The sequence below is a fragment of the Neisseria sp. Ec49-e6-T10 genome, assembly GCF_051132615.1.
Classification (GTDB): domain Bacteria; phylum Pseudomonadota; class Gammaproteobacteria; order Burkholderiales; family Neisseriaceae.
This window is the reverse complement of sequence record NZ_CP152375.1, coordinates 2988380-3001622: the sequence shown is the minus strand read 5'-3', so window position 1 is coordinate 3001622 and position 13243 is coordinate 2988380. Positions and strand designations below refer to the sequence as shown.

Genomic DNA, 13243 nt, shown 5'->3' with positions numbered 1-13243 from the left:
TTCTCTGGACGATATTACAATAGAAAAAGCTCGCCCTCAACATCATTTAACACACTATTTAAGCGGTAGTTTGTATTATCCATTTCTTGATTTGCATTTTGAGTTTTATTTAAATCTAACCAGTTATCCATCCAACGCAAAGGTTTTTGTTCAACAACGGGGTAAGGATTGTTTAATCCTAAAAAATGGTATATATCCTGTGCATTATAAAGTACCCATTCGTTTAATAGCTTTTCATTTAATCCAACGATGGATCGATTTTCACTAAATAAATATTGGTTCCAGTTTATTTCTTGTTCAATAACAGTATGAATAATTTCGTATATTTTTTTCTCATTTGCTTTAAATAATGTTTGCCACTCTGGGCTTTTTAATAAAATATTCAAAACAGCTTCATCCATCATCACATGAATTTGTTCGTCTTGAGCTATTTTTTGAACCAGTTTGGCAATTCCTTGAAAAATATTTTGTTCCGCTAAGGCAAAAGTACAGGCAAAAGAACTCATAAATTCTATTTTTTCCAAACAATACAGGGCGATGAATCCACAAAGAACCGCAGATTTTAACTCTTCTGAATCTCGTTCGATTTGCCCAAGTTTATATTTCGCACCATATTCTTGAAGTGTATTGAATATTTCAACAATAATGGTAGAGCGGTTTAAGACTTCTTCGTTTTTCATGACTTCTATAAATACATCCTTGGGGTCAGCAAGGCATTGACGAATAATCTCGGAATAAGTTAATGCATGAAGGTTTTCGATTTCTGACTGTTTGGTCAACATGACCCACAGCTCACTATTGCTGACAAAAGGCGCGAATAGTGGTGCGATGGCACGTGATGCTACTGAATCTAGTTCCCATTGAAACGCCAGTGTTTTGACCATAATGTCATAATTGTTTTTAGAGCAATGCAGTAAATCCATGCGGGATTGTTCGAGGTTTACTTCGTCTTCGCTCCAATCCATTGATTTTTGAAGTTTATATAGCTCAAATAATTCTGGATAGGGGGTATGGACACTATCATAAAGAGCCAAAGGTTCTCCAAGAAATAAGGGGTAATGACCTGTTTGCCAAGCGCGATTATCTGCATTAAAAACTGATTTTTTGTCCATGATTTTTATTTCTGAATAAATGGTTAAAATTTAATACTTAAAGCGTACACGCACCTGATGCACAATTTCGTTCTTCTACTGTTTCATAGCCTTTATGTGTGATACCTGACGCGCTATTTAAGTAATATCGTGTTTTACACCCTAAACGCATCATATAAATAAAGTCCATAAGCAACTGTCGAGAGGAAATAGATTGATGATCTTTTAAATTAAGGTAGAGGTCAGCACTGATTGCTTGCCCAGTAAATTTTTGAATAATGGCATATAGTTCAATTAAGTCTTTAGAGTCTAAATGCCAAGCAATATCATAATAGGGAGCCAGTTCGTCTAAGTCTGGTGCCAATAATAAATTTTTATTGGTACTAGATGTTTTCATGACTTTTAAATTTCTTACTGGATAAATGCCATTGGTCGTATTGGTTAACTGGCTGCTTGATTCAACAGGCATCATTGCTTCTAATACAGAGTGTCGTAGACCGCCTTGTTTGATTATTTCTTGACGAAGGCTTTCCCAGTCAAATCGAAGTGTTTGTGTATGCACTTTATCGACTTCCTGACAATAAGTGTCTATAGGCAGCCATCCTTCAGGGTATTTGGTTCGATTAATCCACGGTGCGTTTCCCTTTTCTTTTGCTAATGTCAAACTGGCTTGATGTAGCCAGAAACTATGCCTTTCGGCAATAAAATGAATATAGTTTTTTCCTTCCAAAGAATTGAAATTTAACTTTTGCTTGGCCAGTTCATGTGCCAGATTGGTAATGCCCACACCAATGCTACGGCGGGCTTTTGCTGTGGTTTCTAATGCGGGGAAGGGATATTTCATTAGCTCAATGACATTGTCAATCATGAGTACGGTGTAGTAGGCAATATCTTCGTACTCATGCTCCTCTATACGACCTACTACAAGAGAGGCTAAGCTACATAAGCCTATTTCACCTACTGGATCTTCAGAATAAAGATCGGTAATGTCTGTAAAAGGTTTGGTTGGTAGGGCAATTTCCAAACAAAGATTACTGGAATAGATCGTATCTTTAAATGGCGTATGGCGATTCATCTCATCAATATAGGTAATATACATTCGCCCAGTTTCGGCAGACTCAGTCAGTGCTTTGAGCGCAATATCACGGGCTTTGACGATTTGTTTTTTGCAATCTGATTGTTCATATTTCTGGTATAAATTTTTAAAATGATCATAGTCACTTGAATAAAATGCTTCAAAAAGATCAGGTGCCTCATGTAAACTGATTAAAATCCAGTCTTCATCTTTAGCAACTTTTTCCACAAAAAAACGATTGACTAATAAGGCGTAATCAATATCCCGTATTCTTTTTTGGGTGACTGTTGTCGGGTTTTTTAATGCCAATAAATCAAAAATTTCTGGATCAAGTGCATTAAAATAAACTGTAGCACTTCCTCCTCGACCAGCTTGCATATTTGCGTGTACCGCACTTTGAAGAACGCGATAGTAAGGTAATTTACCTTGATGGACAATTCTGCCTTCTTTTACAGGATCTCCTTTGCTTCTGGTTAATAAATGGGCTCCAATACCTGCCGACGAACAAGTCATCATATAAGCGATATGGTCGCCCGTTGCCAAACTTTTTACCGTGTCATCTGTTGTGTAAACACAGCAAGAAGCGTAGCCTTTGTGAGGTGAGCGCATGTTGATTAACATGGGGGTAGGTGCATTTATTTTTAGTTGATTCAGATAGTTATATAGTTTTTTTATGTCTTGAATACGGCGATTTTTAGGTTGGTTTTGCATATTTTGCATGGCCATACCCATAAACATAAATTGTGGTGATTCGAGACATTGTTTGCTTACTCTATTTGTAATCAAATATTTGTCCTTCATCTGATGTAAAGTGGTGAAATTATAATTAATATCTATATCGTGATTGATGATCAGCTCTAATTGATTTAACTCATCATCGCTATAATCCATTTCTTCCCACAAAAATTGTTCTTTCATTTTTTTATAAAATTCAGACAAACTGGGAATATGACGATATCCCCCAAAGGCCTCTTTATAAATCGTGCCAATTAATAGCCTTCCCGCCATTTTTAAGTGTTTGTGGTCTTCTTTTTCAACACAAGCATCAATCATTGCTTTGTGTAGTTCTAAAGTAGAGCAGCCATCAAAGCATTTTCTATAGGCTTCTAATGCAATTGTGCTCCAGTCAACTTCGTAATGAGCCGCAAACTCCGCCCAACGGTTTAATTTTTCAGGATTAAATTTCTCACGAGTGCCATTATTTTTGACAACATAATTAATCATAATTAAAGATTTACCTTAACTTATCTATCTCAAGTTTAAAAACATGCTAAGAAAAGTGGGATCGGCATAAATAAAAGCTATGTTTTAAAAACATTGCTCTATAAAATTCAAAGTATAAGAAGTAATCTCATACACGAGGCGTCCCCGCTCTCAAGCATGTTAGGATGTAGATTGATAGGTCTCCTGACTTGTAGGTCATCAAGCTTTTGCCGCCTTCCCAATTATAAAAATCAGTGGCTTGATTGGCGCTTTCACTACTTACAGTTGCGGGGGCAGTGTTTGATTTGCACAAACTTCCCTTGAATCAATCGTGCAATAACTATAACAAAGTTTTTGTTACCTGAACATTAAAAAGAAATAATCGAATTCATAGAATCTATAAAGCACTTAACTAAAAATTAAATATTTGAATTTTTGTCATTTATAAGGAATGATAGAAATTTTTGAAAAAATTAAGGAAAATTTAAATAACTATTCAAAGTGATTAATGAATCAATAGATAGACTAATCAGTTAAGTTAAAAATTCCCACAAATGTGGCCAATAATATTATTTGCTGGTTTTATCTGCCATGATAAAAGCTTTAAGAAAATCTGCGTGGGGGTGAGTGCTTAGCCAGTCTCTTATCTCTTTTATTTTTTCATAATCCTCATCACCTATTTTTTTGCGATACTCTTGTTCAAGTACCTCTTTTGAGTTGATTGTTCTGATCTGTTTTTGCCATGCATCAGTTACAATGCGGTTAAGCTCAGTTGCTAAACCTTGTTGTTTTAATAACAACCATTCACCGTTATCTAGCCAGATTGCATTAGCATAAACCGAAAAATCCAAACGATGATCTGTTTTCGCTGAAATCCGATATTTCGACATTAGTTTACCTGTAACTGGGCAAATCAATGTTTTCTTAGTGTCGGTAATTTCTGTGATATTGAAATTGGTCAGTTCGGTTTGTTTTTCTTGTATTGAATTTTTCCATTGAAGATAATCTTTTAGCAATATCCAGTTTCCCCCACAACTTTCACAAGTTTGACAAGGTAAATTTACTTCAAGGAAGGCGGGCTGTAAGATATCCTCTTCACAACCAAGACATTTTATTTGCATGGTTTTTTATTCCCTTTTTTTGTTTTTTTAGTATAAAGTCATAGAATGATCGCTTTTTATTTTGTTAATCTCTATGACTATTTATCATAGCCATCATCATTATCATATTTATGGTAGTTTTTGCGATTATAACCGTTTTTTCTGGCTTTGATACTCAATCTTGCCAATGAAATAATCCCTATACCGATTGCACAGCCAAAGAATACAAAACACCAAGTAATGAATCTGCCTAGGCCAATCCAACCGTCACCACCTGTACCGAATAATATCTCTCGAGAATCAAAAACAAATAGTGCCACCATAATAAATACACCTGGAGCCAGAACCGTTATTGCAAATTTGGGGAATGATGAAATCATTATTCCTACAAGGACAATGCCAAACATTAAAAAGATCATACCCATTAAATTTTTTTCTCCAGTACAAGTATATAGATGAGTGATTATTTGTCATTCATCTGTGTTGATGATACGTGATTGTGTTTGGTTCTTCTATAGATTGAGCGGTGTTTTTAGAAATATTCAAATGATTGTCTGTTAAACAATAGATAACCACAATGTTTTAAATTTGTTGATTATCATAAATTTTTCTTTTTTTTAGGTCTGTTTTTTGTGCAAAATGCCATTGTGTGACGAGTATGCCATAGAGACAATCTATTTATATGAAATTTGGTATTTTTTATCATAATGGGAGGCTCTTAAATGGAAACGACACGTAGGGGATTACTCAAATTTAGCAGTGCACTTGCAGTAGCCGCAGTGGCACCTCAGGCAATCGCAAAATGGGAACCTGATTGGGTACCCGCTCAGCGTTACCCAGACCCTCAAATTAAATCATTAGACAGTAGTTTTGATCAGTACAAATTGGCTGCGGCAAAAATAGAGCAGATTGTCTCTGGGCAACGTTGGGCTGAAGGGCCTGTTTGGTTTGGTGATTTTCGTTTTCTGTTATGGAGTGATATCCCTAATAATGCCATTATGAAATGGGATGAAGTGACAGGGCAAACCAGCGTTTTTCGTCAGCCCAGTAATTTTGCTAATGGCCATGCTCGAGATAAACAGGGTCGTTTGATCAGTTGTGAGCATGATACACGCCAAGTAACCCGTACTGAACATGATGGACGTATCACCGTGTTGGCTGATCGCTATCAAGATAAACCGTTTAATTCCCCTAATGATATCATTGTTAAGTCAGATGGCTCTATTTGGTTTTCTGATCCACCGTTTGGTATTTCTGGTTTTTATGAAGGACATTTTGCCAAGCCAGAGTTGCCGCAAAATGTATATCGTCTTGATCCAGAAAAAAAAGAGTTAACCATTGTGGCAGAAAATATTAAAGGGCCTAACGGTTTATGTTTTTCACCAGATGAAAAAATCTTATATTTGGTCGAAGGGCGTGCCAAGCCAAATAGATTGATTTTGGCATATGATGTGATGGAAGGAACAAAACTGGCTAATCGTCGTGTGCATGTTGATTGCGGTTCAGGAACCGCAGATGGTATAGCCTGCGATGTGGATGGTAACTTATGGTGTGGTTGGGGTATGGGAACACCAGAACTTGATGGTGTCCGTATTTTCAACAACAAAGGTAAAGCCATTGGGATGATTCACTTGCCAGAGCGATGTGCCAATGTTTGTTTTGGCGGACAGAGTCGGAATCGTTTATTTATGGCTTCGTCCACTTCTATTTATTCATTGTATGTCAACGTGCAAGGCGCAACCAATGATTTAAACAGTCATTGAAATTTTTTATTAAATGAGCTTTAATTAAATAAAAGGGCAATTAAATGACTTTAAACATCCATAAAGACCAAATTAGGGCTAATAATTTAAAACATCAAGTACAGCTGCCTGATGGTACAACTGTACCTGCCATTGGGCAGGGCACATGGTTTATGGGAGAAAACCCAGCGTTAGCTAAGCAAGAAATTGCTTCTTTACGTTTAGGGGTTGAATTGGGTATGACCTTAATTGATACAGCCGAAATGTATGGATCAGGTGGTGCAGAATTGTTATTAGGGGAGGCTTTGCAGGGGATTCGTGAGCAAGTTTTTTTGGTTTCAAAAGTGTATCCCCATAATGCTGATCAAAAAAACGCCATTAAAGCATGTGAGACTTCACTAAAACGGTTGAAGACAGATTATTTAGACCTTTATTTATTGCATTGGCGAGGGAATGTGCCTTTGGAAGAAACGGCCTATGTTATGGAACAATTGGTGCAACAAGGTAAGATTAAACGTTGGGGCGTGTCAAATTTAGATACAGATGATATGCAAGAATTATGGCAAGAGCCTTATGGTAAAAACTGCACAGTTAATCAAGTGTTGTATCATTTAGGCTCAAGAGGCATTGAATACGATTTGCTGCCTTGGTGTCGTGAACATCATTTGCCTATTATGGCTTATTGCCCAATCGCTCAAGGTGGCAGTTTAAGGCGCGAATTAATGATCAATAAAACGGTAATGGCATTAGCTAAGACACATGATTGTACGATCGCCCAGTTATTACTTGCTTGGTGTATTCGTTCTGGTGATGTTATTGCTATTCCTAAAGCGACAACAACCAAACATGTTATAGAAAATGCCCAGTCCAGTGCAATTGAATTAACGATGGATGAGTTAGCACAATTAGATCAGGTTTTTACCCCTCCAACCCATAAAATGCATTTAGATATTGTATAGAGAAAAGGGGCTAAATGCCCCTTTAAAAGAAGTGAATAAAAAACACATTTGCTAACGTTTATTTTTCATCTGGCGGCGCATTTTTTTGTATGCGCCTATACTACCAAACATATTGTTCACTTTTGCTTGTTCCAACTGTTTTGCATTTAAACCAGCGTATTGAGTTTCTTTGACCAGTTTTCGGTAATTTTCTAACCGTCCTTCTGATAAGTTACCATGAGTAATGGCTTGTTGAACTGCACATTCATGCTCATTTGTATGGGTACAATTTCTAAATTTACACAAAAAAGACAATTGTTCAACATCCTCAAAGGCTTTAGTTAGGTTACCTGTATCCAGTTGTAACTCACGCATTCCTGGCGTATCAATCACAATACCACCTGAAGGCAATACAAATAGTTGTCTCTTGGTTGTTGTGTGCCGACCAGAGTCGTCATTGCCTATTTCTTGGGTAAGCAATACATCTTTTCCAAGCAAGCGATTGACTAATGACGATTTTCCAACACCTGATGAGCCTAAAAAAACAACCGATTTTCCCTGATGTAAATAAGGTGAAAATTTATCATGTATATCAGTATCCATCATTGAAACAATTAAAATATCTGTGCCTACACTAATCGTTTCTATTTGTGCCAGTTTACTTAATATGTCTGAACAAAGGTCTGACTTCGTCAGTATAATGATAGGTGTGGCTGAACTTTGCCAAGCAATGGAGAGATAACGCTCCAAACGGCGAAGATTATAATCATTGTTTAATGACATACATATGAAAATATAGTCAATGTTTGCAACAATAACTTGAGTTGCATGTTGGGTGCCTGCTGCTTTGCGTTCGAATACACTTTTTCGCTGTAAAACATGCTCAATCACAATAGGTTGTTCTGTATTATCTAACTGGCTGACCATGACCCAATCACCTACAACTGGAAAAACAGTGTTATCGTAAGCCTGATAAATAAATTTACCAGATACTGAGGCTTGTTTTTCACCTTTTTCAGTAACAACTGTATATAGCGTGCGGTGCTGTTCTGTAACTCTTGCTAAATATAAGTGTGGATACAACAAAGCCTCTTGTTCAAAGCAAGATGATAATCCGTAATAACGTAAATTTTGATGAGACATTTCAACCTCCAAATTAATTTATCTTTTGGAGGAAAAAAGCTTATTTTTTAGCTGTAATTTCCTCCATCAATATTTCAAAAGTGAAGGTTGTTACAATATCCTGATACATATCTTTCTCCTTTTATTGCTCAATAATGCTTATCATACCTTTTTCTTATTGTATCATGGGGTAAACGAGTGTATTTTCTGATTTAAAACAATGATATTGATCATATATTTTGTATATATGAGTCATTCTTTAGATTATTCACTGATAGTTATTGTGGTAAATAAAAGGCTTCTCCACCCATTGATACAATATCTTCCTCATCGTGAGAGATAAGCAACATAGGGATATTGAGCTCTTGTTGTAATTGTTTAATCTCTTCTCTCATTTCTTTTCTTAATGGTTTATCTAAGGCAGAAAAGGGTTCATCTAACAGAAGAATATTAGGTTGAGAAATCACAGCTCTAGCTAGAGCAACCCGTTGTTGCTGTCCTCCTGATAAAGCATATGGATATAACTTACCCAAATGAGCAATATGAAATTTTTCTAGCCAAAAATAGACTTTTTCCTTATTGGCTTTTTTGACTGAGTTCAAAATACCTTTTGTTAAACTAAAACCAACATTTTGTTCAACGGTTAAATGGGGAAATAAAGCATAGTTTTGAAATAAATAAGCCACTTTTCTTTTTTGTGTGGGTAAGCAAATATTTTTTTTATGATCAAAAAAGGGAATTTTTTCAATGTGAATATGCCCTGAGTCTGGTGTTAAGAGACCTGCAATGGCTTTCATTGTTAAGCTTTTGCCTATACCAGAAGGGCCAAATAGGGTAATACACTGATTATTTGAGCAAAATTGCACATCCAATGTAAAAGAGCTTTTTTTTGATTTTAGTGTTTTTTTGATAGCTATATCAAAAATCATCAGTTTTTCTCCTGTACATTACCGTTTACACCAGAAGACAACCAGTTAATAAATAATAAAATCAAAATACAGCTTATTGAAATAACCAATACTAATTTATTAGCAAGATCATCTTGCCCTGCTTGAACGGCCTCATAAATGGCAATAGATAAAGTCTGCGTTTTTCCTGGAATACTACCAGCGACCATTAATGTTGCACCGAATTCTCCTAATGCCCTGATAAAACCCAATAAAATACCCGAAAATATGCCTCGCCACGCTAAAGGAAGTGTTACCCTAAAAAAAATACTGATTTCTGATATTGTCAGCACACGACCAACTTGTTCTAATTGCCGATCAATTGACTCAAAAGCAGCTCTGGCGGGTTTGAAAATTAAAGGAAAAGTCACGATAGAAGCCGCAATAATGGCACCTTGTACGGTAAAAATTAAATTGATATCAAAAGTGTCTTGTAACCAATTACCTAAGCTTCCTTGGCTACCTAATAAAACCAATAAGTAGTAACCCAAGACAGTTGGGGGTAAAACCATTGGTAGGGTACATATTGTGTCAATTAAATTGGTTCCAAGCCATTTGGATCGAGCTAAAAATAAACCAAGTCCAACACCTAAAATGCTGTTAATTAAGGTTGCCCAAAATGCAACCTTAATGGATAAATAAAGTGGATACCAAGTGCTCATATGATTAACTTAGTTTGGTTTAACAAAGCCATATTTTTTGAGTACAGTTTGCCCCTCAGTAGAAAGTACATAATTGATAAAGCGATTGGCTTCATTTTTATTTTTACTTCGACTAATTTGGGCAATAGGATAAGTAATTGGTGTGTCTAAGGCAACAGTGTAAATTACTTTTACTTTATCTTTCATTATATTGGCATCGGTTCCATAAACAAACCCCGCATCAACTTCTCCTCTGGCTACATAGTCTAAAGACTGTCGTACATTTTGAGTATGAATCACTTTATCTTGAATACCGACCCAAGCATTATTTTTTTCTAGTGCTGTTTTAGAATAACGTCCCACAGGTACACTGGCAGGGTTACCTAATGCAATTCTTTTTATATTACCTTTTTGTAAATCTGATAAGTGATTAATTGTTAAATTGCTTTTCATCGGTACAATCACAACTAAGCTATTTTTGACAAAATTAACACGGGTATTGAGCGCAATCAGCTTTTTATTTTGTGCTTGGTTCATTGTGTCTTGATCTGCACTGGCAAAGATATCGACAGGGGCACCTTTATCAATTTGTTGTAATAAACTGCCTGATGCCCCGAAATTTAATAGTACTTTACTATTTGGATGTTTGGCTTCGTAATTTTTGACGATTTCTTTAAATGAATCGGTTAAGCTTGCTGCAGCTGAAACAGTGATTTCTTCAGCAAATGATGAGGTTTGTAGCAAGATAAATAACATAGAGCCTAGAATAACTTTAATTAATTTAATGTTTTTCATATTGTTACCCTAAATTTACTTAAATATATTCACCGTAATATAGCTTATTATATTACGGTGGTAAATCAGCCAAAATAATTAGGTCATCACTTAGTTACTCAGTAGGCTCTAGAGCATCATTTTATTTGTTATACTTTAAATAGCATCAAATTTATAATGTATCGATTTTTTTTCGTGAATAAAGATGAATAATATTCAATTACATGGTTCTATTTGGGTTACCTCTAATGAACAAAAACTAGGGGGAAGTAATCATATTATTTTGTTAGAAAAAATAGCAGAGTATGGCTCTATTACTCAAGCGGCAAAAGCTGCACAAATAAGTTATAAAACAGCTTGGGATATTATTGAAACAATGAATAATTTATCAATTGAGCCTTTAGTTGAACGGGTTAGTGGGGGAAAAGGCGGTGGCGGAACACAATTAACCCAAAGAGGCAAACAATTGATTAAAAATTTTAGGTTGATTGAACAAGAGCACAATCGTTTTTTACAAAGCTTGAAACAGCAAGCAGAAAATATTACCGAAGATTATTTGCTTATTGAAAGAATGAATATGAAAACAAGTGCTCGAAATCAATTTTATGGGAAAATAATCGCCATTAAACGTGGTGCAATTAATGATGAAGTTGAATTAACGATTTCAGAAATTGAAACACAAAAAATCGTTGCTGTGATTACTCATGAAAGTACTGAAAAACTGGGTTTGAAAATAGGCTCTTCAGTTATTGCCTTAATCAAATCATCATCAATTATTTTAATAACTGACGTAAATCAATGTGACAACGTTCAATTTTCAGCAAGAAATAATTTGTCAGGCATTGTTTCTCGTATACAAGTTGGTGCTATTAATTCTGAAGTCGTTTTGGATTTGAGTCATGGTATTTCTATTGCCGTGATTATCACTAATGAGAGTTGCTCTAATCTTAATTTAACCATTGGCCAACAGGCTATGGCTATTTTTAAAGCATCCAGTGTGATTTTAGGGGTTCAAACTGTTTAAAACAATAAAAGCAAAATTGTAGAATGATTTATTCTTAAAATAAACAGGACATATATTTATATGAAAAGAGTTTTATTGAGCATCACCATTTTAATGTTCAGCCCATTAGCAGTTGCTGATCTCGCCCCACAATGTGAACAGTATTTTAATCAAGTAATCAAAGATTTAAACCAATCTATAGAAGAGGCTCGAACTGAAAATAATACTGATTTGGTAACGATAAGAGAAGAACTCAGAGATAATACCAAGTTTGTCCAACAATATGTAAAAGGCTTAAGCACTGATCAACAAGTAAAATATTGTGAAGAAGCACAGTCAATTGTAGAACACTTTAAAGCAAGGCTGAATCAAGAACAATAGCCAAGTCAATGGTGTGTGATGTGGGAATCGGTAACCAATCTAAGCTTAATATTTCTACCTGAGGTGTGCTTATACACAAGTGCAAATAACTTGAGGTTCAGTGGAAGTAATTGGTCATTAGCTGGTTCATTTTGAAAGATTTTATTTTAGAATTAACCAGTTTTTCTGATGATAATATCCTGTCTTCTTGCATTACTTATTCTTTTTTTTCATGAGTTTACATTAGAAATATTTTCTTTTTTCTTCTGCTATTCGATAACTAATTGTAGTCATTATTAGAATAATATTTACTCACTATTGTTCACTATATTTTTAAATGATTTTAAATAAATTATTTATTATATAATAATTTACATATATGGATTGCAAGGGGTAAAATTTTCAATGTAACTCTATTTTAATTACGTTAAACATTATTAATATTTTTATTATGGACATCATAAAATGAAAAACTTTATGTTTTTAATATTACTGCTAATTGGTAGCACAAATGTTTTAGCCAGTGAACATCCAGCTTGGTCTTATGAGGGAGAATCCTCTCCAGAGCATTGGGGCGATATCTCTTCAGAGTTTAATTTATGCAAGAATGGTATGAATCAATCACCGGTGAATATAACAAATACACAAAAAATACATACCAAACCTTTACAGCTGACTTTTTCCCAAGTTTCTGTTACAGAAATTAATAATGGTCATACGCTACAAGTTAATGATAACGGTGGTGATATATTTACTTTAGATAGCGAAAAATTCACATTACAACAGTTTCATTTTCATACCCCAAGTGAAAATACGATAGAAGGAAACTCATTCCCAATGGAGGCGCATTTTGTTCATAAGAATGAGGATGGAGAAATAGCGGTTATTGCTGTTATGTATAAAGTAGGGGCAGAAAATATTGAGTTAAAAAAATTGCTACAAAGCTCGCCAAAAGAAGAGGGGAAAGAAGCTAATTTAGGGCAAATATTAACGTTGAAAAACTTGTTTCCAGCCGATTTAAGTTATTATCGCTTTACTGGTTCACTTACAACCCCACCTTGTTTAGAAGGTGTTCGTTGGTTGGTATTAAAACATCCAATAACAGCATCGGCACAACAGATTAAACAATTTGCAGATATGATGCATCATCACAATAATCGTCCAGTGCAACCATTGCATGGCAGAACGATCATTGAGTAATTTGGATATATAATAAAATCTAGTCAAGAAAATGGGTTTGGATGATT

13 protein-coding genes and 1 riboswitch are annotated in these 13243 nt (G+C 35.1%); of the genes, 5 read left to right on the top strand and 8 right to left on the bottom strand.

Translation table 11 applies throughout. The annotated features are described in order from the left end of the window. Positions 1-14: 14 nt before the first annotated feature. The 4 genes from AADH04_RS14865 to AADH04_RS14850 form a co-directional block, all read right to left on the bottom strand. Entirely contained in the window at positions 15-1112 is a 1098-nt protein-coding gene (locus AADH04_RS14865; RefSeq protein ID WP_434778057.1) for a ribonucleotide-diphosphate reductase subunit beta, read from the bottom strand. 37 nt (positions 1113-1149) lie between these two features. Further along, positions 1150-3390: a ribonucleoside-diphosphate reductase subunit alpha gene (locus AADH04_RS14860; protein ID WP_434778056.1), complete on the bottom strand. Its 2241-nt coding sequence runs from the start codon at positions 3388-3390 to the stop codon at positions 1150-1152. Positions 3391-3546: 156 nt separating this feature from the next. Next, positions 3547-3714: riboswitch (cobalamin riboswitch) on the bottom strand. A gap of 224 nt (positions 3715-3938) precedes the next feature. Then, positions 3939-4490 carry a hypothetical protein gene (locus AADH04_RS14855; RefSeq protein WP_434778055.1) on the bottom strand — a complete coding sequence of 184 codons (552 nt, stop codon included), beginning with the start codon at positions 4488-4490 and terminating at the stop codon, positions 3939-3941. A gap of 77 nt (positions 4491-4567) precedes the next feature. After that, positions 4568-4894: a hypothetical protein gene (locus AADH04_RS14850; protein ID WP_434778054.1), complete on the bottom strand. Its 327-nt coding sequence runs from the start codon at positions 4892-4894 to the stop codon at positions 4568-4570. A gap of 297 nt (positions 4895-5191) precedes the next feature. On the opposite strand from AADH04_RS14850, the gene AADH04_RS14845 reads away from it, so the two are divergent. Together AADH04_RS14845 and AADH04_RS14840 are read left to right on the top strand one after the other, a co-directional pair. Continuing rightward, positions 5192-6232 (top strand): SMP-30/gluconolactonase/LRE family protein, encoded by a 1041-nt coding sequence (locus AADH04_RS14845; RefSeq protein ID WP_434778053.1) that lies wholly within the window; start codon positions 5192-5194, stop codon positions 6230-6232. 44 nt (positions 6233-6276) lie between these two features. After that, positions 6277-7170, top strand: a complete 894-nt coding sequence (locus AADH04_RS14840; RefSeq protein ID WP_434778052.1) for an aldo/keto reductase — start codon at positions 6277-6279, stop codon at positions 7168-7170. A gap of 51 nt (positions 7171-7221) precedes the next feature. Here AADH04_RS14840 and rsgA read toward each other — a convergent pair whose 3' ends face one another. From rsgA to modA, 4 genes are all read right to left on the bottom strand, one after another. Beyond that, a complete protein-coding gene (gene rsgA / locus AADH04_RS14835; RefSeq protein ID WP_434778051.1) occupies positions 7222-8292 on the bottom strand; it encodes a ribosome small subunit-dependent GTPase A in 1071 nt (356 codons plus the stop codon). A 257-nt stretch (positions 8293-8549) separates the two neighbouring features. Then, the gene (locus AADH04_RS14830; protein WP_434778050.1) at positions 8550-9200 is read right to left on the bottom strand and encodes an ABC transporter ATP-binding protein; all 651 of its coding nucleotides are present in this window, start codon (positions 9198-9200) and stop codon (positions 8550-8552) included. Next, the gene (gene modB / locus AADH04_RS14825; protein WP_434778049.1) at positions 9200-9880 is read right to left on the bottom strand and encodes a molybdate ABC transporter permease subunit; all 681 of its coding nucleotides are present in this window, start codon (positions 9878-9880) and stop codon (positions 9200-9202) included. The genes AADH04_RS14830 and modB overlap by 1 nt, the downstream gene beginning before the upstream one ends. 9 nt (positions 9881-9889) lie before the next feature. Continuing rightward, positions 9890-10654, bottom strand: a complete 765-nt coding sequence (gene modA, locus AADH04_RS14820; protein ID WP_434778048.1) for a molybdate ABC transporter substrate-binding protein — start codon at positions 10652-10654, stop codon at positions 9890-9892. 184 nt (positions 10655-10838) lie between these two features. On the opposite strand from modA, the gene AADH04_RS14815 reads away from it, so the two are divergent. The 3 genes from AADH04_RS14815 (at position 10839) to AADH04_RS14805 (ending at position 13196) form a co-directional block, all read left to right on the top strand. Further along, positions 10839-11657 carry a TOBE domain-containing protein gene (locus AADH04_RS14815; RefSeq protein ID WP_434778047.1) on the top strand — a complete coding sequence of 273 codons (819 nt, stop codon included), beginning with the start codon at positions 10839-10841 and terminating at the stop codon, positions 11655-11657. A gap of 60 nt (positions 11658-11717) precedes the next feature. Continuing rightward, a complete protein-coding gene (locus AADH04_RS14810) occupies positions 11718-12017 on the top strand; it encodes a hypothetical protein (RefSeq protein WP_434778046.1) in 300 nt (99 codons plus the stop codon). Between the two features lie 456 nt (positions 12018-12473). After that, the gene (locus tag AADH04_RS14805; protein ID WP_434778045.1) at positions 12474-13196 is read left to right on the top strand and encodes a carbonic anhydrase; all 723 of its coding nucleotides are present in this window, start codon (positions 12474-12476) and stop codon (positions 13194-13196) included. Positions 13197-13243 lie beyond the last annotated feature (47 nt).